This is a genomic window from Microbacterium fluvii (assembly GCF_025515205.1).
Classification (GTDB): Bacteria; Actinomycetota; Actinomycetes; order Actinomycetales; family Microbacteriaceae; genus Microbacterium; species Microbacterium fluvii.
The window spans coordinates 928,806-949,415 of sequence record NZ_JAOPFX010000001.1 but is presented as its reverse complement, the minus strand read 5'-3'; the positions used below and the strand labels follow the sequence as shown (position 1 = coordinate 949,415).

General features: G+C 68.6%; 17 protein-coding genes and 1 tRNA gene. 6 read left to right on the top strand and 12 right to left on the bottom strand.

Going from position 1 to position 20,610, the window contains the following annotated elements; genetic code table 11:
- Positions 1-373: 373 nt before the first annotated feature.
- Positions 374-1,693, top strand: a complete 1,320-nt coding sequence (locus OAW74_RS04275; RefSeq protein WP_262873089.1) for a YhgE/Pip domain-containing protein — start codon at positions 374-376, stop codon at positions 1,691-1,693.
- 106 nt (positions 1,694-1,799) lie between these two features.
- Here OAW74_RS04275 and OAW74_RS04270 read toward each other — a convergent pair whose 3' ends face one another.
- Positions 1,800-1,964, bottom strand: coding sequence for a TetR family transcriptional regulator C-terminal domain-containing protein (locus OAW74_RS04270; protein ID WP_262873088.1), 165 nt, complete (start codon positions 1,962-1,964; stop codon positions 1,800-1,802).
- On the opposite strand from OAW74_RS04270, the gene OAW74_RS04265 reads away from it, so the two are divergent.
- On the top strand, positions 1,941-2,738 hold the full coding sequence (locus OAW74_RS04265; RefSeq protein ID WP_316250203.1) for an AMP-binding enzyme: 798 nt from the start codon (positions 1,941-1,943) through the stop codon (positions 2,736-2,738). The genes OAW74_RS04270 and OAW74_RS04265 overlap by 24 nt on opposite strands.
- Positions 2,739-3,547: 809 nt before the next feature.
- Here the strand turns inward: OAW74_RS04265 and OAW74_RS04260 are convergent.
- On the bottom strand, positions 3,548-4,420 hold the full coding sequence (locus OAW74_RS04260; RefSeq protein ID WP_262873087.1) for a hypothetical protein: 873 nt from the start codon (positions 4,418-4,420) through the stop codon (positions 3,548-3,550).
- A gap of 341 nt (positions 4,421-4,761) precedes the next feature.
- Between OAW74_RS04260 and OAW74_RS04255 the strand changes: the two genes are divergently transcribed.
- Positions 4,762-5,835, top strand: coding sequence for a DUF3644 domain-containing protein (locus OAW74_RS04255; RefSeq protein WP_262873086.1), 1,074 nt, complete (start codon positions 4,762-4,764; stop codon positions 5,833-5,835).
- A 198-nt stretch (positions 5,836-6,033) separates the two neighbouring features.
- Positions 6,034-6,726, top strand: coding sequence for a DCL family protein (locus tag OAW74_RS04250; protein ID WP_262873085.1), 693 nt, complete (start codon positions 6,034-6,036; stop codon positions 6,724-6,726).
- 363 nt (positions 6,727-7,089) lie between these two features.
- On the opposite strand, the gene OAW74_RS04245 is transcribed toward OAW74_RS04250, so the two are convergent.
- Positions 7,090-7,161, bottom strand: a tRNA-Arg gene (locus OAW74_RS04245).
- Between the two features lie 147 nt (positions 7,162-7,308).
- On the opposite strand from OAW74_RS04245, the gene OAW74_RS04240 reads away from it, so the two are divergent.
- The gene (locus tag OAW74_RS04240; protein ID WP_262873084.1) at positions 7,309-7,590 is read left to right on the top strand and encodes a Fe-S cluster assembly protein HesB; all 282 of its coding nucleotides are present in this window, start codon (positions 7,309-7,311) and stop codon (positions 7,588-7,590) included.
- A gap of 55 nt (positions 7,591-7,645) precedes the next feature.
- On the opposite strand, the gene poxB is transcribed toward OAW74_RS04240, so the two are convergent.
- The 6 genes from poxB to OAW74_RS04210 all read right to left on the bottom strand — a co-directional run bounded on the left by poxB (position 7,646) and on the right by OAW74_RS04210 (position 17,348).
- Entirely contained in the window at positions 7,646-9,379 is a 1,734-nt protein-coding gene (gene poxB / locus OAW74_RS04235) for a ubiquinone-dependent pyruvate dehydrogenase (RefSeq protein ID WP_262873083.1), read from the bottom strand.
- Positions 9,380-9,420: 41 nt separating this feature from the next.
- On the bottom strand, positions 9,421-10,572 hold the full coding sequence (locus OAW74_RS04230) for an amidase domain-containing protein (RefSeq protein ID WP_262873082.1): 1,152 nt from the start codon (positions 10,570-10,572) through the stop codon (positions 9,421-9,423).
- Positions 10,573-10,702: 130 nt separating this feature from the next.
- Positions 10,703-14,122 (bottom strand): error-prone DNA polymerase, encoded by a 3,420-nt coding sequence (locus OAW74_RS04225; protein ID WP_262873081.1) that lies wholly within the window; start codon positions 14,120-14,122, stop codon positions 10,703-10,705.
- Complete coding sequence (locus tag OAW74_RS04220; RefSeq protein ID WP_262873080.1) at positions 14,122-15,672, bottom strand: DNA polymerase Y family protein; 1,551 nt, start codon at positions 15,670-15,672, stop codon at positions 14,122-14,124. Before OAW74_RS04220 ends, OAW74_RS04225 begins: the two co-directional genes overlap by 1 nt.
- 1 nt (position 15,673) lies before the next feature.
- Complete coding sequence (locus OAW74_RS04215) at positions 15,674-16,414, bottom strand: hypothetical protein (protein ID WP_262873079.1); 741 nt, start codon at positions 16,412-16,414, stop codon at positions 15,674-15,676.
- On the bottom strand, positions 16,371-17,348 hold the full coding sequence (locus tag OAW74_RS04210; protein WP_262873078.1) for a DMT family transporter: 978 nt from the start codon (positions 17,346-17,348) through the stop codon (positions 16,371-16,373). Before OAW74_RS04210 ends, OAW74_RS04215 begins: the two co-directional genes overlap by 44 nt.
- A gap of 40 nt (positions 17,349-17,388) precedes the next feature.
- On the opposite strand from OAW74_RS04210, the gene OAW74_RS04205 reads away from it, so the two are divergent.
- Positions 17,389-17,916, top strand: a complete 528-nt coding sequence (locus tag OAW74_RS04205; protein WP_262873077.1) for a MarR family winged helix-turn-helix transcriptional regulator — start codon at positions 17,389-17,391, stop codon at positions 17,914-17,916.
- Here OAW74_RS04205 and OAW74_RS04200 read toward each other — a convergent pair.
- The 3 genes from OAW74_RS04200 to OAW74_RS04190 all read right to left on the bottom strand — a co-directional run bounded on the left by OAW74_RS04200 (position 17,895) and on the right by OAW74_RS04190 (position 20,548).
- Positions 17,895-18,392, bottom strand: coding sequence for an HNH endonuclease (locus OAW74_RS04200; protein ID WP_262873076.1), 498 nt, complete (start codon positions 18,390-18,392; stop codon positions 17,895-17,897). The two genes, OAW74_RS04205 and OAW74_RS04200, sit on opposite strands and share 22 nt — an antisense overlap.
- A 303-nt stretch (positions 18,393-18,695) precedes the next feature.
- A complete protein-coding gene (locus OAW74_RS04195; protein WP_262873075.1) occupies positions 18,696-19,574 on the bottom strand; it encodes a M23 family metallopeptidase in 879 nt (292 codons plus the stop codon).
- A 272-nt stretch (positions 19,575-19,846) separates the two neighbouring features.
- Positions 19,847-20,548: a metal-dependent transcriptional regulator gene (locus tag OAW74_RS04190; protein ID WP_262873074.1), complete on the bottom strand. Its 702-nt coding sequence runs from the start codon at positions 20,546-20,548 to the stop codon at positions 19,847-19,849.
- Positions 20,549-20,610 lie beyond the last annotated feature (62 nt).

Below are 20,610 nucleotides of genomic sequence, written 5' to 3'. Positions count from 1 at the left end.
CGGTACCGATGGGCGGGCGACCCCGCTTCGCAACAGGAACCGCCATCTCCGCCCACCACTCCCGGCTCCCTGGCTCGAGGGAATTAGCCGGGGGCTCGTGAGAATTTGACACCTGAGTCCTTTTCTACAACACTGTTGTCGTTATACCAATTTACGAGTTGGCCGTTGGCGCTCAACCCGTGAGTTCCACGCTCGCGCGTGAACTCACACGACGGGAGCGACTATCCGCATCGTAGACCGGGCGTCGCGGACTTCCTGTCTCACCTTCGTCGACTCCCACAGTTTGAGCATTGCGATTGCCATGCCATCGCCGCCCCGCACATGCGGCTCACCCGAACCAACTCAACACACCCACCAACCCACCTAGGAAAAAATGAGCACTGAAGACACACAAGTCCCCGACATGACGGCCCGCCACGGTCGATCGCGCCCCCGCTGGCTGATGTGGCTCGCGCCGGTGCTCGTCGTCACAGCGTTCTGCGCAGCCCTCTCCGCCACCTACTTCGGCGGCACGATCAACTCCGCAGAGAACATCTCCGAGTTCCCCGTCGCCATCGTGAACGCCGACGCCGGGACATCGCTTCCCAGCGGGGAAGAACTCACGATCGGCGATGACATCCAATCCGCGCTCCTGGAGAATGTGGACGAAGACAAGTTCGACATCTCCGTGCTCAGCCTCGATGAAGCCACCGCACGGATGGACAACGGCAGTCTCTACGGGGTGATTCTCCTCCCGGAGACCCTGAGCGAGGACTTCGTGGGTCTCGGCCGAGCGGCCTTCACCACCGAAGGTGCACAACCGTATGTGCAGGTGCAAACGAATCCGCGCGTCGGGGCATTCGCCGCGTCGATCGTGACACAACTCGGCCGGGAGGCACTGAGCGAGGTCAGCGCAGCGCTCGGCACGCAGTTGCAGAGCCTCGCCGCATCGACGGCAACCACCGTCGGTGTCACCGAGCCCCTCACGGCAGCCGCATCCCAGGCGCTCGCCGACCCGCTGGACGTCCAGATCGTCGCCCACAATCCCCTGCCCGACGGGACAGGCGGCGGGCTGTCCGCATTCTTCTATGCCCTGGTGCTCGTGCTGGCCGGGTTCTCAGGAACGATCATCGCCAACTCCATCATCGACGCGCGCCTCGGAGTGATGCCACTGGAGGCCGGACCGCGATACAGCGTGGCGCCGTGGCGGGGATTCAGCCGTACACGTACCTTCGCCCTCAAGCTGGTCCTGATGGGGATAGTCGCACTGTTGGTTGCGGGGGTATACATCCTGATCGCCAGCGCCACAGGAATGCCCATCGACGAAGGCTGGCCACTCTTCGGGTTCAGCGCATTGGCAATCTTCGGGATCGCTTCGATCGCGCAGACAGTGGTCGCCGTCGTGGGCAACGCGGGCATGATGATCAACCTGTTCATCATGGTGGTCTTCGCCATCCCCAGCTCGGGTGGCACCATCCCTCTAGAGGCGACACCCGGATTCTTCCGCTGGCTCGCGACATTCGAGCCGATGCATCAGATCTACATCGGTGTCCGCTCTATCCTCTACTTCGGCGCAGCCCCCGACGCAGGGCTCACGACCGCGATCACCGCTTCGGTGATCGGGATTGCGATCAGCCTCGTACTCGGGTTCGGCATCACAGCTCGCTATGACGCCCTCAAGATGAAGCGCGGCCCGCTCGCTCTGGCCGCCTGAAGCGCTGCCGGTGCCCACGGCGGTGAAGGACGCCGGTGAGCTTCGCCTTATCGACTGAATGAGAACGGGTCGACCGAGTTCGTACTCGGTCGACCCGTTGTCGCGTCTACAGCTGAGAGGGAAGCACGTCCTCCAAGTGATCGGCAAGAGCGGCCTCGATGTCTACGGCGTCGCGAGCGTACAGCCATTGAATCTGCAGACCGTCCCACAGAGCCACCAGCAGCATCGCCTCGGTTCGAGGGTCTCGATGAGCCGGGAGGTCGCCATCCATCCGTGCGGCATCGAACGCAGCAGTGAGCAGATGCGCACCGCCATCCTCGAAGACGGTTCGTTTGTTCGCTTCGCCGACGTCGACGAAGTAGGCGTGGTGTTGCTCGACGGACCTAACGTCTTCGTCGGGTACGTAGACGACGCACACAACCAAGGCATCTGGGTCGACGTCGACGGAGCACGATGGTTCAATACGGGCGATACCGCCCGACAGGACGCCGACGGATACTTCTGGCTCACCGGCCGGAAGAAGGAACTGATCATCCGAGGCGGTCACAACATCGACCCCCGCATCATCGAGGATGCGCTACAGCAGCACCCCGACGTCGCGTTGGCGGCCGCGATCGGCCGCCCTGACTGGCATGCCGGAGAAGTTCCCGTCGCGTACGTCCAGCTTCGCCCGGGCGCCACGGTATCGGAATCCGATCTGGCGACCTTCGCCTCATCGAGGGTCGGCGAGCGCGCCGCGCGGCCGAAGGCTGTGCACATCGTGGATGAATTGCCCATGACGACAGTCGGAAAGATTTTCAAACCGGCACTGACGATGCGGGAGATCGAAGACGTTGTGCGCGGCGTCGCACTCGATTGCGACACGGAGCTGGACTCGGTCGTCGTTGTTCAGCATCCGTCGCGGGGGCTCCTGACCACGGTCGAGGCGAACGGCGACCTCGACGCCTTTGCGCAGCGACTCGGGCAATTCACTTTCGCGGTCGAGTTGAGGGGCCGAAGCGTTGACTCTTTCAGCCGCGAGGAAACTCCGCGCGAACAGGGCTGAGTGCCCAGTTCGCGGCGGGTACACCACCTGTGCGGGGTGGTTGCACCCAATAGGGCTTCCAGCCGCGGAACGACGCGGAAGCCGCTCCGCGTCGGCAGTGCGCTACCCCGACCTGCACGGACAGGGTGATGCACTCGAGTGACCCCCACGTGACCCCGCGGGGGACACCTTCCGACTCCCAAGAGCATCGGCGAGAGTTTCCCGTCGGAGTCCGGGACTCGGATCGACACCGGCCCGTCCTGGTTCCGGTGAGCTCGCTGGCGGTGTCGGAAGTGACAGCCCGACGAAGGATCCCCATACGGGCACCGCTCGGATGAGGGACGCATGCGTGCCGCTCGGTGCAGTTATGACTCCAGTCGGCGTCGGACCACCGCTATGTCACGATCCCGATCACGAACGATTCGGTCGCGCCGCACCTCGAACTCGCTCTTGTGAATCACGACAAGTCGGAGGCCGTAAGCCGGAATCAGTTCAGCCTTGCGCTGGTCATAGAGTCTCCGCTGCTCTCCACGAGGAATGCCAGATACCGTCGCTCGCCGGTCGAAGATCGGGACCGACTCGGTGTGCTGCTTCTCCTGGAACTCCACCACCAGCTCGTTCGCCGGCCAGTATCCATCGACTGGTAGTCGGGCTGAACGCCCCGACGAAGGCGACACGTCTCCACGGAGCTAATCGAACCGGGCTTGCCGGAGTCCTGTCGCTCCGAGGATCTCATCGCACAGGTCAAGCACGTAGTGTTCGTCGCTCGCTGCCCTCTTCGCCACCCTGCCACCGTAGTGCGGTGTACTCGCCGCCGATCGGCTGGCGGGTCACCGGAAATCAGGCACGTCCTCCGGCCGAATCGTCTTGCCGTCGATGGGTGTCATAGTCGTCGCGACGTGCACACAGCCCTCTTGATGCAGTTCCGACAACTGCTCGTCCAGCCCACATCGCATCCCATAGAGCAGCACGGCCGCGCTCGTCATCATCTTGGCGACGGTCAGCACTTCGGATATTGCGTTGATGCTCGGCTCGGCGGATTCGGTGGACGCTATTTCCACGTGCGGCCAGACCTTTCCATGCGCGGCTCCCGCGGCCGTCCGCCAGACTCGTTCGATCCGGTCAGCCGTCATTGACTCGCCAGTCTCTTGATCCGGCACGAAGTCGGCTGCCGAACGTATCAGGCTTACGTAGAGCGGCCGAGGGAACGTCTTTAACGTGAGACCTAGAACCTTTAGGCATGCATCTCGCTCGGCGCGGAGGTCGGCCTTCTGCTCGGCACTGGTCGCCGCCTTTGCTTGCTCGTCCAGGTCCCAGATGCCCAGCGTCAAGTATCGGCGGCCGGACTCCGGATCGTCGGGGGCACCGAGAATCCAGAGTGCTTGCGCGGCGCACTCCATCGACGCTCTAGCTAGCGTGAACGCAGGTCGAAGCTGATGGGCGATCTGTGCCTCGGGATGGGACTTGAGCGGAACGGCGTAGTCGGCCCACGTCAGCATGTGTGAGAGACCGGCCTCGATGAGTGCGGCGCACCAATTCATCATCTGTTCGAGCTCAGGCTTGTCGAAGAACGACCCCTCTAGGGGTGCGGGCAGTCGGTCGAACACATAGGAGTCGATGCGCGCCGCCTGTGCGGCCTCGATCCAAGGCATGACCTCTTCGCGGGTCAGTTTGTGCGAGACCCAGCCGTCCATTCGTGTCATGACCTCATCCTGTGGCATGGAATCGACTGGATCCTCATACGGGCAGCGCCCCAATGAGGGACCGGTTCGTGCCGTCCGAATCCGCAGGTGCGCTCTCGGTCCCTCAACGCACAGATGGGAGAAGTCGCGTTTGCAGGAGATCAGCTGCCGACTGGATGTCACTGCTCGGCCGAAGGATCGTGTGGCGGTGAGTTATTGCGCCGCGTCGAGTGGCCTCGGGTCCTCGTCCACCCGCGTTCGTCGCCCGGCGCGCGATTCAACGACGCGATGGTCCCCAAGCTCGGTAAGTTACCGCTCGAGAGGTTGGAGCGAGATTCTTCGCTGATGGGAAAGGGGTGTCAGTGAAGAAGGAAGCTCGTCTACTGAAAGCGAAGGCTGTCGCGTCACTTCTGCTGTCCATAGATCACTTCAATCGACTGTCGGATGTCGGCCGGGTCGAGTCGGTATTGATCCTGATGGACCACGCTTTCGAGATGCTGCTCAAATCCGCGATCCTCAACGAGGGGGGACGTATTCGTGAACCGCGCGAGGTAAACACTATTGGGTTCGACGCGTGTGTTCGTCGCGGACTCTCCACCGAGCGATTCCTGACCGATGAGCAGGCGCTAGTCCTGCAGACGATCAACGGGCTGCGGGATGCCGCTCAGCACCACCTCCTAGAGCTCTCGGAGGGCCAGCTTTACATCCACGCGCAGTCTGGGGTCACACTATTCCGCGACCTCCTCCGAGCTGTGTTTGGCGAGAACTTGGCCACGATGCTCCCGGAGCGCGCATTACCCATCTCGACTGTTGCGCCGATCGACCCTATCTCAATGTTTGCTGAAGAGGTCGAGGAGGTGCGGCGCCTGCTTGCGCCTGGCCGCAGACGCCACGCCGAAGCCGCTGCCAAGCTTCGCGGGCTCGCGATCGTGAACGGAGCGCTCGAGGGTGAGTTCATTCAGCCGAGCGAGAGGCAATTGTCGCAGCTTGGCCAGAAGCTGGTGTCCGGCTCGACCTTCGACGATCTCTTTCCAGGCATCTCAGCAGTGTCGTTCAACTCCGACGGCGAAGGGGCGGATGTCAGCCTGCGCATCACGAAGAATGAAGGGATTCCTGTTCACCTAGTTCCTGAGGGAACTTCTGCCGGTGGTGTTATCGCAGTGAAGCGGGTGGATGAGCTCGGCTTCTACAATCTTTCTCACAGCGATCTCGCGGGAAAGCTCAAGCTCTCACCGATCAAGACGACCGCTGCGATCGCGGTCCTAGGCTTGAAGGAAGATCTCGACTGCTCGAAGGCCTTCAAGATTGGGCGCTCTGTGTTCCAGCGCTACTCGCAGAAGTCGATCGACCGCATTCGGGCCCTTGTACAGGATCGCGGCATTGAAGATGTCTGGACCGAGTATCGAGCACTGCAGTCACAAAAGCGAAAGCCGTAGCAGAGTCCCTGGGGTCCTCAGCGTCGGGAGCGCTCTCGCCACGAGTGCTCATGGTTGGGCCGCCTGAGTCCGATGAGTCGCTAGACTGCGAGCCATCGCCGCACGCGGATCCGCCCAGGTTCGGGTCTTCGCGTCGCAGATGCGTCCTCTGCAATATCCGCGAAACCCTTCCCGGAGACGATGGTGCCAATTCCCGTAGTGACCCCGACGCGTCAATGGCCCACCCGTATTGCGGCTGAGACCGAGTGCCTGCAGATCTTGCGCCACAGCGGATACTCGGTTGGAGCTCGCGTCACGAACCCGGACCACATTGCGGTACTGAGTGGTCTCGTCGCCATCCATCCTCACTCGGCGGAAAAGACGGGGTCTGGGATCGACTTCTTCACGATCGAGCAGATGGCCGGCACTCCAGGGCAGACTGTCTCGAGCGACTCAATTGGATTTGTCATTCACCATGTGGATGGCAGGAAGGTCGACTTCAGCTACGTCGAGGCGATTTACCCGAGCGACCAGAAACGACGAGTGACCAATGCCCTGAAGGCGGAGATAGATGACCTTCGTCTACAGTTCCGTGACTCACGATTTGCCGGCGGTAGTGCAAAGAGCGACGTCTCCGGCAATCCGTTCGCCCGCCGGTCGGACGCGAGCGTCATCTATGACAATCCCTCCTTTTCCCAACTTGCATACCGCTTCGCTGAGTCTGAGGGCGGCTGGAACGCGATTGACGTGGAATCCGGCGCTAGCAACGCCTTTATCGGCGACGCGCTGATTGATCCGGCGGTCCGCCAGCGATGGCGGGACTTCTTCGGCAGTCACGCTCGACTTCAACTTGCTACGCGGAGCGAAGGTGCGAGCCGGCCCCGCGCTAACGAGACGGCGTGGACGCCCTAGCGAATGCAATCGGGGAGCGGTTTCGCGCTCACCTCAGACGTCAACAGACGCAAGCATCGGTGACCGTCGCCGGCTGTGAGCCCGGGGTAGCCCGTAGATTACGTGGCCAGCATCGGCAAGCAGCCAACGCTGGTGAGGGCCGCCCTCAAACCGGTCCTGAAACGGACGCTCAGCGCCGCGCGACACACCAGCGCCGGCCCCTGCGGACCCGGCGCCCGAGAACCCCGCCCGCGCCGAAACACGATGAGCGTGCGCTCTACGCGCACCCAACTCGCCCGAGTGGTGGCCGCAATGAAGCCCGACCCCCGACGAGTCACCGGCGCCGGCAGCATCCACCCGCAACACGCAACGGCGAAGAGAAAGTGCCCCTGGAGGGACTCGAACCCCCAACCCTCTCCTTAGGACGGAGCTGCTCTTCCATTGAGCTACAGAGGCAGGCCCGTCGAGTCTACCGGGGCGAAGCCGGTCGACCCGCAACCTCCGTATCCGGTGTGAACGGGCGGGATGCGCTTGCATCCGGCGGCGGATCTCGGAATCGTGGCCGACTCCGATGTCCGCAAGACCAACCGGAAGGAGAGCACCATGCTCACGATGACCGACACGGCCGCCGAGGCCGTCAAGACGATCGTCGCCCGCGTTCCGCAGGCTCAGGACGGCGGTGTGCGCATCCGCGACACCGGCCCCGACACCGGCTTCGAGATCAGCGTCGCCCCGGCGCCCGAGCCCGACGACGTCGTGATCGAAGGCGCCGGCGCCAAGGTGTTCCTCGATCAGGTCGCCGCGACCGTGCTCGACGAGCGCGTGCTCGACGCGCAGCTCGACGACAGCGGCAGCGTGCGCTTCGCCCTCGCGAACCAGGGCTGACCCGCCCGCAGAGAAGGGCCCCGGAGCAACAGCCCGGGGCCCTTCTCAGCATCCGCTACTTGAATACCCTCCGCCACACGTTCGTGTCGGCGAGGTCGAGCAGCTCGTCGCCTCGGCCAGACATCACGGTGCGCAGTGCCCACAGCGAGAAGCCCTTGGCCTGCTCGACGGTAATCGACGGCGGAATCGACAGCTCTTCGCGCGCGACGACCACATCGACGAGCACCGGCCCAGGATCGGCGAAAGCCCGCTCGAGCGCTCCTCGGAGCTCCCCCGGCTTCTCGACCCGGATGCCCGTGATGCCCATCGCCTGCGCCACGGCGGCGAAATCGGGGTTCTTCAGATCGGTGCCGAAGTTGACGATGCCCGCCGCCTTCATCTCGACCTCGACGAAGCCGAGCGCCGAGTTGTCGAACACGACGATCTTCACCGGCAGGTCGTTCTGCGTGATCGAGATGAGATCGCCCATCAGCATCGACAGGCCGCCGTCGCCCGACAGCGAGATCACCTGCCGCGACCGGTCGACGCCCTGCGCGCCCAGCGCCTGCGGCATCGCGTTGGCCATCGAGCCGTGCACGAACGAGCCCAGAAGCCGGCGCCCCTCGGTCATGTGCAGGTAGCGCGCCGCCCAGATCACCGGCGTTCCCACATCGACCGTGAACACGGCGTCGTCTGCGGCGAGCTCGTCGATGAGCTTCGCGACGTACTGCGGGTGGATCGGCTCTTTGCCGTCGTCGACGGCCAGAGCGTCGAGATCGCGCCGGGTCTTCTCGTAGTGCTTGACGGCATCGCGCAGGTGCTTGTCGTCGCGGCCCCCGCGCAGCAGCGAGATGAGAGCGGATGCCGTCGCCTTCACATCGCCGACCAGCCCGACATCGATGGGCGTACGGCGGCCCAACTGGGCGCCGCGGATGTCGACCTGGATGATCTTGGCCTTGCCCGGATAGAACTGCCGATACGGGAAATCGCTGCCGAGGATCAGCAGCACGTCGCACTTCTCCATCGCGCGATAGCCCGACGCGAAGCCGAGCAGGCCCGTCATGCCGACGTCGTAGGGGTTGTTCCACTCGACGTGCTCCTTGCCGCGGAACGCGTGCACGATCGGCGCCTGCAGCACTTCGGCCAGCCCGATCACGGCGTCGTGCGCGCCGGCCGCCCCCGCCCCCGCGAGGATCGTGACCTTCTTCGCGCCGTCGAGGAGCGCGACGGCCCGCTGCAGCTCTTCGTGACCGGGGAGGATGTGCGGTGCGGCCGCACGGATCGGCGCGGAGGCCCGGCGGCCCGGCGCCTCGGCGAAGAACACGTCACCCGGCACGACGACGACGGCGACACCGCGCTGCTCGACGGCCGCGCGCATCGCCGCTTCCAGCACCCACGGCAGCTGCGACGGATCGCCGACGAGCTCGGAATACACGCTGCACTCGCGGAAGAGCTCCTGCGGATGCGTCTCTTGGAAATACCCGCTGCCGATCTCGGCCGACGGGATGTGGCTGGCGATCGCCAGCACCGGCACCCGCGAGCGCTGCGCGTCGAACAGGCCGTTGATGAAGTGCAGGCTGCCCGGCCCGCAGCTGCCGGCCACCACCGCCAGTTCGCCGGTCAGCTCGGCCTCGGCGCCGGCGGCGAAGGCCGCCGCCTCTTCGTGCCGCATGTGCATCCACCGCAGCCTCCCGTCGCGCCGAAGCGCATCGGTGAAGGCGTTGAGCGAATCTCCCGGCAGCCCCCACACGCGCTGCACCCCGGCCGTGACGAGGGTGTCGATGAACAGTTCTGCGACGTTCTGTGCCATCACTCCACGCTAGGCGGCGGCGTGCGCCCCGTGAAGGGCACTCAGGGGATCGAGTAGATCTTCACCGTCGAGTCGGAGTGCTCTTCGTACAGCGCCGTCATCAGCTCGCGATACTGGCCGTCGGAGTTGTGGCTGGCGAAGTAGATCACCGGCCCCTCCGTCGTGTACTCGATCTTCGAGACGGTCATCGTGTGGTCTCGACCCCAGCCGTTCTCGCCCCAGTCGAAGATCCCGACGTCTCCCACGCGCACCCGATCGAGGTCGTCCTGGTCGTGCGAGACGAACCCGAGCGACTGCAGGTACTCGTCCATCGTGGGCGTGAGGATCCACGCCTTCGAGGCGCCCCCCGGCCCCGTCGACGACCAGGTGCCGTCCATCTGCCAGCCGCGGGCGAGCAGACCCTGGCTCGTGAAGTTGACGCAGTCGCCGCCCGAGGAGTTGTAGTCGCCCCACTCGGCGGTGTTGTAGTCGGTCGCGTATTCGAGCAGGTAGTCGATCTGCGCATCGACATCGCCGCCGGTGGGCTGGCCGCTCGCCTGCGCGGCGATCTCGGCGCGATAGTCCTTCGCCGACGAGCGCACCGCGGCCGCCGCCTGCGTCGCCTGCGCCACCGCATCGCCGAGCGGCGCGCCGGTGGCACCCTCGACCTCCTGCAGCGCCGTGTGCAGCGCGTCTTCGGTGGACTTCTCGGCGTCGGCGTAGTCGCCGAGCACCGCTTCTCCCCCGGCGATGACGTCGGCGGTGAACTGCTCTCGCACCGCCACCAGCGCATCGAACTGCTCCTGCGCGTCGGCGGCGGCCGTGCGGAACTCGTCAAGGCGCGCGAGCAGATCGTCGGTCGTCGACTCAGATGCGGAGGCGGATGCGGCCGCCTGCGCGGCCTGCAGCGCACCGGTCGCCGCCGTCAGCGTCGCCGCGGCCTCGTCGTGCGCCTCGGTGTACGCCGCGGTGACGTCGGCGGAGGCCAGGTCGCTGCCGACGGCCAGGGCGCCCTCGGCACCGGCGACGGCGCTCTCGAGGTCGCTCAGCGGCGTCTGGTCGACCGCCTGGGTGAGGTCGGCCGAGGCGGCCGCGAAGCTGTCGGCCGTGCGCGTGCGCGCCGAGGCACCGCCCACCACCACGGCGAACACGATGACGGTGACCAGGCTCACCGCGGTCGTGATCGTCAGTCGCCGGCGGCGACGTCTGCTCAACTCGCGGAAGCGTCGCCTCCGGGCTCGTCTCGTCTCGGGTGGGGCGGCCTGGGGGATTCGGCGCCCGACGGAACTCACTGGCCCCACCCTAACCGAGCCCGCCTATGGGTCTCGTGCACGCGGCACGGGTTCAGCGGAAATCGCGCGAGCGATGCTGCACCCCCACCCGCAGGTCTTCGAACGCATCGGCCAGCACATTGGTCACGCCCTCGGGCGAGCGCTCCAGCATCCCCCGCACGATCAGCGCCGGCGCGTCGCGCACGACGCGGCGGTAGCGGTTCCACACCCCCACCGAGCAGATCACGTTCACCACGCCGTGCTCGTCTTCGAGGTTGAGGAACGTGACTCCGGATGCTGTCGCCGGCCGCTGCCGGTGGGTCACCAGCCCCGCGACCTCGATGCGCCTGCCGGTGTCGTGGGTGCGCAGCTCGGTCGAGGTGAGCACTCCCCTGGCATCGAGCGGCGCGCGGTAGTGGGTCAGCGGGTGGTCGTCGGTCGAGATGCCGGTGGCCCACAGGTCTGCGGCGAGCACGTCGTAGCTGGTCTGGTCGCCGAACAGCGGCGGCTGCACCGCGACGAGCGAGTCGGGCAGGTACTGCGCGCGGTCCTGCGCGGCAGAGCCCGACAGCCAGATCGCCTCGCGGCGGCTGAGCCCGAGGCACTCGAACGCCCCGGCGGTCGCGAGCGCCTCCAGCTGCGCGGCGGCCGCGTCGGTGCGGCGCACGAGGTCGCGCAGGTCCCGGTAGGGGCCGTGCGCGTCGCGTTCGGTCACGATGCGGGTCGCCAGCGGCACGCCGACGCCCTTGACCGCGGCGAGCCCGAGCCGCACCGCGAACTCCCCGTCGCGGCGGTGCGCCGCCGACTCGTCCGGCGCGCCGCGGTCGAAGGGCGCCACGGGGGGCTGGATGCGCGCGGCGCACTCGTCGCGGCCGGTGGGCGGCCGCATCCGTCCCTCCCCCGCCACCGGCTCGAGCACCGCCTCGACCCCCGAGGCGTGCAGGTCGGGGCGGCGCACCTCGACGCCGTGGCGGCGCGCATCGGCGGTCAGGGTCGCCGGCGAATAGAACCCCATCGGCTGCGCGCGCAGCAGCCCCGCCAGAAAAGCCCCCGGGTAGTGCAGCTTGAGCCACGACGAGGCATACACGAGCAGTGCGAACGACAGCGAGTGGCTCTCGGCGAAGCCGAAGTTGGCGAACGCCTGGATCTTGGCGTAGATGTCGTCGGCGGCAGCCCCCACCAGGCCGTTGGCCGCCATGCCGGTGTAGAGCTTCTCGCGCAGCGACTCGATCTTCTCGATGCCGCGCTTGGAGCCCATCGCCCGCCGCAGCAGGTCGGCGTCCTCCCCGCTGACGTCGCCGACGGCCACCGCCATCTGCATGAGCTGCTCCTGGAAGACGGGGATGCCGAGCGTGCGCTCGAGCACCGGCTCGAGCTTGGGGTGGGCGTAGGTCACCTTCTCGTCCCCCAGCTTGCGGCGCACGTACGGGTGCACGGCGCCGCCCTGGATCGGCCCTGGTCTGATGAGGGCGATCTCGATCACGAGGTCGTAGAACCGCCGGGGCTGGAGGCGCGGCAGCAGGCCCATCTGCGCGCGCGACTCCACCTGGAACACCCCGATCGAATCGGCCCGGCACAGCATGTCGTAGACGGCCGCCTCCTCCTTGGGGATCGTCGCGAGCTCCCACCTCTCTCCCGTCGCCCCCGCGACGAGGTCGAAGCAGTACTGCAGGGCCGCCAGCATGCCGAGGCCCAGCAGGTCGAATTTCACCAGACCCATCCAGGCCGCGTCGTCTTTGTCCCACTGGATGACCGTGCGGTCCTTCATGCGCGCATGCTCGATGGGCACGACCTCGCCGACCGGCCGCTCGGTGAGCACCATGCCCCCGGAGTGGATGCCCAGGTGCCGCGGCGCCTTGAGCAGCTCGGTGGCATAGGAGATGACCTGATCGGGGATGCTGTGGCCCTCTGCCCCCGCCGGCGGCGACCAGCCCTCCCACCGGTCGACCTCCTTCGACCAGGCGTCCTGCTGGCCAGGCGAGTAGCCGAGGGCCTTGGCCATGTCGCGCACGGCGTTCTTCGGCCGATATTGGATGACGTTGGCCACCTGCGCCGCCCGCTCACGGCCGTAGGTCGAGAACACCCACTGGATCACCTCCTCCCGGCGGTCGGAGTCGAAGTCGACGTCGATGTCGGGCTCTTCGTCGCGCAGGCTCGAGAGAAACCGCTCGAAGGGCAGGTCGTAGGCGATCGCATCGACGGCGGTGATGTCGAGCAGGTAGCAGACGGCGCTGTTGGCGGCCGACCCCCTGCCCTGGCAGAGGATGCCGAGGTCGCGCGCGTGCTTCACGATGCCGTGGACGATGAGAAAGTACCCGGGGAAGTCCTTCATCTCGATCACCTCGAGCTCGCGCTCTATGCGGGCGCGGTCGCGCTCGGCGAGGTCGGGATACTTGCGCGGCACCGCCTGCCACACCAGGTGCCGCAGCCACGACATCGGCGTGTGCCCCTCGGGCACCTTCTGCTTCGGCAGGGCGGGCTTGGCCCTCCGCAGCGGAAAGGCCAGCTCGTCGGCGAGGGTCACGGTGCGCGCGACGGCGCCCCGATAGCGCGCGAAGCGCGCGGCCATCTCGGCGCCCGAGCGCAGGTGCGCGCCGTGATGGGCAGGCAGCCACCCGTCGAGCTCGTCGAGCCCGCGGTTCGCGCGCACCGCCGCGATCGCGGCCGCCAGGTGCGCGCGCTCGGGCACCGCGTAGTGCACGTTGTTCGTCGCGAGCACCGGCAGGCCGCGGTCGGCGGCGAGACCGGCGAGCACGTCGTTGTGCCGGGAGTCGAGCGGGCCGCCGTGGTCGATCAGCTCGACATGCACGGCGGCGGGACCGAACAGGTCGACGAGCCGGTCGAGGGCGGTGGCGGCAGCATCCGCTCCCCCGTCTGCGAGCGCGCGGCGCACCGCGCCCTTGCGGCAGCCGGTGAGCACGGCCCAGTGGCCGTCGGCGCGCTGGGCGAGCTCGTCGAGGTCGTACCGCGGGCGCCCCTTCTCTGCGCCGGTCAGCTGCGCGTGGGTGAGGGCGGCGGCCAGGCGATGGTAGCCCTCCTCACCCCGTGCGAGCACGAGCAGGTGCGCGCCGACGGGATCGGGCTCGCCGCCCCTCGACGGGCTCGGGGACCGATCCTCGAACCCGAGCGACAGCTCCGCGCCGAACACGGTCTTCACCTGCAGGTGCTCGGCGGCCTCCGCGAACCGGGCGATGCCATAGAACCCGTCGTGGTCGGTGACGGCGAGCGCATGCAGCCCCAGTCGCTCGGCCTCTTCGGCGAGCTCCTCCGGCGAAGAGGCCCCATCGAGGAACGAGTACGACGAGTGCGCGTGCAGCTCGGCGTAGGGAACCGGATGCTCGGGGCGCTGGATCGCCGGCGGCGTGTAGGGCCCGCGCTTGCGCGAGAACGCAGGACCGTCGCCGCCGTCGGGCTCCTTGCCCACCGGCCGCGGCCGGTCGCTGAGCAGCCGCTCCATCTCGGCCCACGGCACCGAGGGGTTGTCGAAGCCCATCAGTCGTACCTGCCCTCTGCCTGCCACTGGCCGCTCTCGCACACCAGCAGCCACGCGGTGCCGTCGTCGTCGACGACCTGGAACCGGTGCGCCCGGCGGGAGCGCGCGGCATCCCATGTGCGCTCCATCACCGGCCACGGCCCCGCCCATGCGGTGACCTGCCGCCGCGTGCCGCCCTCCCACAGCACCGCGGGCTCGGCCGTGAGAGCGTCACGGTCGCCCACCGCCACGCCGTCGCCGTCGCCGTCGACCACCTCGACCGGCACGGGAACGGCGAACACCGTGCCCGGCAGCGGATCGGGCAGGCTCCCCGGCCACGGCCGGGCGCGCTCCTTGGCGAGCACGACCCTGTCGCCCCACGGCACCAGCACCTGGCGTTCGGCCAGCCACCGCCCTCCGCCGATCACCGGGGTCGCCACTCCGCGGTGCCCGAGCATCGCCTGCACCCGCGAGAGCGCGTGGTGCACCCGCTCGTCGGTGCCCTGACCGAAGATCGCGGGGGCATGGTGCGACGCCGCATCCACCGTCTCGGGCACGATGCGCACGAGCGACACCCCGCTGCGCAGCACCCGCCGGTCGGCGTCCTCCGCCAGCTGCCAGCGCACCCGGTCGACGACGGCGGCGGCATCGAACGATCCAGGATGCAGCCACACCCGGTCGCTGCGCTCGCCCCGGTCGCCGACGAGCTCCACCCGCAGCTCGGTGCACACCAGGCCCGCGGCGCCGAGCCCCGCGATGAACTCGTCGGCGGCGATGCGGATGCCGAACGCCACCTGCTCCGCCAGCTCGAGCGGCGGCTCGAACGCGATCTCGCGGTGCAGCTCGGGCGGCGGCGTTCGGGGCACGACAGGCTGCGAGTCGAGCCCCCCGGCCAGTGCGTGCAGCCGTGCGCCGCGGTCGCCGAAGCGCTCGCGCACGCGGTCGGCGTCCATCGCCGCGAACGCGCCGAGCGTCTGCACCCCGAGCCGCGCGAGCAGCTCGGGCTCGGCGCCGTCGCCGAGCACCGTCACCGGCAGCGGCGCGAGAAAGCCGCCCGCTCCCCCGGCCGGCACCACGCACACCGGCTCGGCGCGGCTCGTGGCCGCCCGCGCCGCCTGCTCGGCGGTGAACGGGCCGTCGGCGACGCCGGCGCGGGCATCGCCGACGTCGGCGACGAGGCCCTGCAGCATGAGCGCCGCCGCGTGCTCGCCGCCGTGATAGCGCGCCGGCCCCCTGGCCTTCACGGCGCACAGCCCAGGGCGCAGCAGCTGCACCCCCGGAGCCTGCTCTTCGATGCGGGCCACCAGCGGAGCGAAGGTGCGGTGGTCGCGGGCGGGGTCGGCTGCCACCACGAGCAGTCCGGGGCAGCGCGCCTGCGCGTCGCGTCGGCGTTGGCCTCGGCGCACCCCCTCGGCGCGTGCGGCAGCCGAGCATGCCACGACGGCGTTGCCGGCGACCACCGCGATCGGCCGGTCGGACGAGGGCGGGGCGTCGCCGTCGAGGGTGACGGCGATCACCGGCCAGTCGGGCAGCCACAGCACGATGCTGCGCACCGGCGCGTCGGGGCGCACGTCACCCCACCGCCCTCATCGGCACCGGCTCGACCTGCGGGCGCACGGCGCGGGCGGGATGCAGCGCCACGGGCCTGCCGTCGGCGCCGGGCAGCAGCATCCGCTCTCTGCGGGGCGTCGGCCATCGACGGGAGCGCGCCGTGACGGTGACCTCGCGCTGCGTGACATAGCCGTGCCCCTGCCCGAGCCCCTGCCACTGCGGCGCCCCCACCTCGAGCACGGCCTCGGCCTGCGGCCACGGCCCCTGCACCAGCAGCACGGCCCCCCGATCGCGCAGCCGCGCCGAAAGACGCGCGACCTCGCCGTCGGTCGCGCGCGAGGGCGGGCGCACCGCGACCACCGGCAGCACCTCGGCGATCGCCGCCGTCACCGCCAGCCAGCGCCCCCCGGGGTCTGGCACGAGCACGAGCCGCGACAGCTCGACCCCGCCGTGCTCGGCGGCCTCGGTTCCGAAGTCGGGCACGCCCACCGCACCGCACCAGCTGCCCTGCTGCGAGACCGGAGCCAGCAGTGCCGTCAGCAGCGTCGCCGACGGCGTGAGCGAGTAGGCAGCGCCGGGGCGCAGCCCACCACCGGGCAGCAGCCCCGCCAGCGCAGGGTGTGCCGGAAGCACGGGAGAATCGAGCGAGCGCCCCTGCACCCGCTCGAGCTGGGCACGCAGGCGCTGCACCTCGCCGTGCACATCACGGCCGTGCGCATCACGCCGCGCCGCGCCCGCCTGCTCTCGCACGATCGCCCTCATCCCGACATTTTAGAACCGATGTTCGAAGAACACCATGTCGAGAATCGAAGATATCCTCCCCCTGCGACACTCCGCGTCGAGCGGATGCCGGAGGCAGAGCCCCGAGCGCGACCCCGCCCAGCACGAGCGCCACGCCGATCCCCTGCGCGACGCCGAACGCCTCCCCCGCCAGCGCGACGCCCAGCACGACCCCCGTCACAGGATTGAGCAGCCCGATCACGCCGACGACACCCGGGCTCAGGGTCCGCAGGCCCGAGAACCACACGGCGTACGCGAGCGCCGTGGCCACGAGAGTGACGTAGGCGAAGCCGAGCGCCGACGGCGCCGTGAGCTCGGGCGGCGCGCCTTCGACGAGCACCGCGACCGGCAGCAGCACGAGTGCCCCCGCGATCAGCTGCCATGAGGCCATCGACAGCGCAGGCACGTCAGCGCCCCAGCGGGCGGTCAGCACGAACCCCAGCGACGAGGCGACCATCGCCCCGAGCGAGGCCGCGACACCCCACGCGTCGAACCCGGCGGGATCCCCGCCGAACATCACGACGACGCCGGCCAGTCCGACGAGCGCTCCGAGCGCCGTCGCGACCCGGGGGCGCCGGCGCAGCAGCATCCAGGCGAACAGCATCATGCACGCCGCCGACGTCGACATCAGCGTCGACGCCAGACCCGACGGCAGCCGCTGGCCGGCGACATAGATCAGCACGAAGAAGCCGCCCACATTGAGCACCCCGAGAATCGGCGCACGCCACCACCAGGCGCCCGCAGGCACGCGCCTGGACAGCACGAGCAGCAGCACTCCGGCCGGCAGCGCCCGCAGCACCCCGCCCCACAGCGGCGCGTCGGCCGGCAGAAGCTGGCGGGTGACGACATAGGTGCTCCCCCACGCCACCGGCGCGATCGCCGTGAGGAGAACCGCTCGGAGTCCTTTATCTTCCATGGAAGGCAATAATACCTTGCCTGGAAGATATAGTGGCCGCATGGATGCCGCTCCCGACCGCGTCGCAGAGATCCAAGCCGCCTGGCGCCGCGAGCGCCCCGATCTCGACCCCGCACCGCAGGGCGTGATCGGTCGCCTGCACCGCGTGGCCATCGAGCTGACCGCGCGCCTGGTGACCGTCTACGCCGAGTTCGGCCTGAGCGAAGGCGAGTTCGATGTGCTGGCCACTCTGCGCAAGGCGGGCTCCCCCTACGAGCTGCTGGCCGGCGACCTCGCCGGGCGCACGCTGGTCACCACCGGCGGACTCACCAAGCGCGTCGACCGGCTCGAGTCACGGGGCCTCGTCGAACGTCGCACCGGCGACGGCGACGCGCGGCGGCGCGCCGTGCGTCTCACGGCGCACGGCCGCGACCTCATCGACCGCGCGTTCGAGGCGCATCTGGCCAACGAGCAGCGCCTGCTCGACGACCTCGGCACGGCCGACGCCGCGGCGATCGAGCCGATCCTCGCACGATGGCTCACCCTGCTCGATGAGCCGCCGAGCGCTCAGGCGGCCAGTGCCAGGTAGGGCTCCCAGGCCGGGTCGGCGCGCTCGGCACCGCGCACCGTCCAGTGCGCGCCGCGCGGAGGCTGCGGCGCGATGGTGAGTTCCCAGCCCATCTCCTGCGGAGTGCGATCGCCCTTGACGTTGTTGCAGCGCAGGCAGCATGCCACGAGGTTCTCCCACGAGTCGGCCCCACCGCGCGAACGCGGCAGGATGTGGTCGATCGTCGAGGCGCTCTTTCCGCAGTAGCCGCAGCGATGCCCATCACGACGCAGCACCCCGCGTCTGGTCACCGGCACGAGCCGGCTCGACGGGATCCGCACGTAGCGGGTCAGCAGAATCACGGCGGGTCGGTCGTAGACGGCCGACGGTCCCCAGACCGGATCGGCGTCGACCTGCTCGACGACGACCGCCTTCTCGTTCATCACGAGCACGATCGCCCGCTTGAACGACACGACGGCCAGCGGCTCATACCCCGCATTGAGCACCAGTGTGCGCATCTCTCGTCCTCTCGAATGGCCGGGACGGCTTCTCGGTATTCGAATCAACGACGACTGCGACAGGCGAAAGGGCACGAAAAAGGCGCTGTCTCACAGACAGCGCCCACGCGCGACGGCAGAGCCGCAGCATCCACTCGTACGATGCCGAAGAACGAGGCGCCCGAGCGCATCCATGGTTCGGATGCTCGGCACGCTGCCCATCGGCTTCCCTCCGCTTCTCCCAGCGTCGGGTTTCAGGCTAATGCACCCCGCAGACACCGGGGCCGTATACGCGGCCGCGCGTGTCGCACGTTCGCGGAATGTTCAGCCGGCGTTGGACTTGAGCCAGGACAGCGGGTCGACGTTCGAGCCGTTGATGAACACCTCGAAGTGCAGGTGGTTCGCGGTCGAGCGGCCCGTGCTGCCGACGAGGCCGATCAGCTGGCCGACCTTGACGGTCTGCCCGGACGAGACCTGCCGGCTGCCGTAGGTCATGTGCCCATAGAGGGTCGAGACCTTGACGCCGTTGATGACGTGGTCGATCGTGACGGCCACGCCGTAGCCGCCGAAGCTCTCCTGCGAGACGCGCACGACGCCGGCCGCGGCCGCATAGATGGGGGTGCCGGCGGGCGCCAGCATGTCGATTCCCATGTGGGCGCCGCCGCGCGAGCGGAAGCCGTCGCCGAGCGTGTAGCCCGAGATCGGCCAGCGCACCTCGCCGCTGCCGGGGGCGACCATCGAGAGGTCGACAGAGGCGAGCATCGACGAGGCCGATGCGGTGGACGCCGCAAGCGCCTTGGCGCGGGCGGCGGCGGCCTCTTCGGCCTTCTTCTTCGCGATCTCGGCCGAGGTCGTGGCCGAATAGCTGTCGCGGTCGAGGTCGGTGCTGGTGGCGTCGGAGGCCACGACGAGCGACTGTGCGTTGTCGGCGGCGACCTGCTGCAGAGTGACGGCTTCGACCTCGGTGGTGCGCCACGCGCCGTAGGCGGGGAGGGCGACGGTGGCGACGAGACCGCCGACCATCGTGAGGATCACGAGGCTGCGCAGCGGCTTGGCGGTGCCCCGCGGCCGGGTGCGCGCGGGGCGCGCGATGCGGACAGCGAGTCGCGGCTTGCGCGCGACCGGTCGTCGATCGCTCCTGCGGCTCAGGCGCGTCGCGTCGTCACGGTCGGCGGGGGGTGCCGTCTCGTTCTCTTCAGCCAAACTCAGTCCTCCGGCGCCTCTGCGCCGAAGCGCTGGCTCGTCAGCAGGTGCATCGGGGTGCACTGTGCGGGTTTGCCTGCGCAGACGACGAGCCGGGGAGGCAATCTGCGCGGGATCCGTCGGCGGGCTTCTCGCCTGTGGACCCGTCCACGGTACCTGAAGATAACGAAATTGTCACGCTGCGGCACCCGAACGGTGGAGAGCGGGTGAACGTTCGGCGATCGGGAGGAGGCGTCTCGCCGGCGCGGATCAGGCGGTCTCGCCGGCGCGGATCAGGCGGTCTCGTCGACCAGGAAGATGTGCGAGGCGACCTCGACGGGAAGCTCGAGGGCTTCGTCGCTGCCGTGCATCTGCACCAGCACGTACCCCTCGCTGAAGCGGAAGTCGCCGGTCGCTCCCGGCATGACGCCCGCGCTCTTGAGCTGCTGCAGCAGCTCGGGGTCGACCTGGGCAGGCTCCGCCAGGCGCCGCACGGTGCCCGTGACGGGGCCGCCTTCGAGGTTGAGCCGGCGCACGAGACCGATCACGCCCTGATCGAAGGCATTGGCCGCGATGTCGCCGAGCTGGGCGAGCCCGGGGATGGGGTTGCCGTAGGGCGACTCGGTGGGGTGGCCGAGCAGTTCGACGAGGCGCCGCTCCACCTGCTCGCTCATCACGTGCTCCCAGCGGCAGGCCTCTTCGTGCACGTACGCCCAGTCGAGTCCGATGACATCGGACAGCAGGCGCTCGGCGAGGCGGTGCTTGCGCATCACGTCGACGGCCTTCTGACGGCCGTCGCCGGTGAGCTCGAGGGTGCGGTCCTCCGAGACGACGACCAGCCCGTCGCGCTCCATGCGCCCGACGGTCTGCGACACGGTGGGGCCGGAGTGGCCGAGGCGCTCGGAGATGCGCGCGCGCAGCGGGACGATGCCCTCCTCCTCGAGTTCGAGAATCGTGCGCAGGTACATCTCGGTGGTGTCGATCAGGTCGGCCATCTGGTCCTCGAAGAGAGTGCGAAGCGTGCCCGTCCAGCCTATCGGGGCGCAGACGGTCGCGG

Excerpts from the sequence above, each read along its gene's own strand:
- OAW74_RS04275 (WP_262873089.1), top strand. The coding sequence starts at position 374 with ATGAGCACTGAAGACACACAAGTCCCCGACATGACGGCCCGCCACGGT.
- OAW74_RS04265 (WP_316250203.1), top strand. The coding sequence starts at position 1,941 with ATGAGCCGGGAGGTCGCCATCCATCCGTGCGGCATCGAACGCAGCAGT.
- OAW74_RS04270 (WP_262873088.1), bottom strand. The coding sequence starts at position 1,964 with ATGGATGGCGACCTCCCGGCTCATCGAGACCCTCGAACCGAGGCGATG.
- OAW74_RS04260 (WP_262873087.1), bottom strand. The coding sequence starts at position 4,420 with ATGACACGAATGGACGGCTGGGTCTCGCACAAACTGACCCGCGAAGAG.
- OAW74_RS04240 (WP_262873084.1), top strand. The coding sequence starts at position 7,309 with ATGCTCACGATGACCGACACGGCCGCCGAGGCCGTCAAGACGATCGTC.
- poxB (WP_262873083.1), bottom strand. The coding sequence starts at position 9,379 with ATGGCACAGAACGTCGCAGAACTGTTCATCGACACCCTCGTCACGGCC.
- OAW74_RS04225 (WP_262873081.1), bottom strand. The coding sequence starts at position 14,122 with ATGGGCTTCGACAACCCCTCGGTGCCGTGGGCCGAGATGGAGCGGCTG.
- OAW74_RS04215 (WP_262873079.1), bottom strand. The coding sequence starts at position 16,414 with ATGAGGGCGATCGTGCGAGAGCAGGCGGGCGCGGCGCGGCGTGATGCG.
- OAW74_RS04210 (WP_262873078.1), bottom strand. The coding sequence starts at position 17,348 with ATGGAAGATAAAGGACTCCGAGCGGTTCTCCTCACGGCGATCGCGCCG.
- OAW74_RS04205 (WP_262873077.1), top strand. The coding sequence starts at position 17,389 with ATGGATGCCGCTCCCGACCGCGTCGCAGAGATCCAAGCCGCCTGGCGC.
- OAW74_RS04200 (WP_262873076.1), bottom strand. The coding sequence starts at position 18,392 with ATGCGCACACTGGTGCTCAATGCGGGGTATGAGCCGCTGGCCGTCGTG.
- OAW74_RS04190 (WP_262873074.1), bottom strand. The coding sequence starts at position 20,548 with ATGGCCGACCTGATCGACACCACCGAGATGTACCTGCGCACGATTCTC.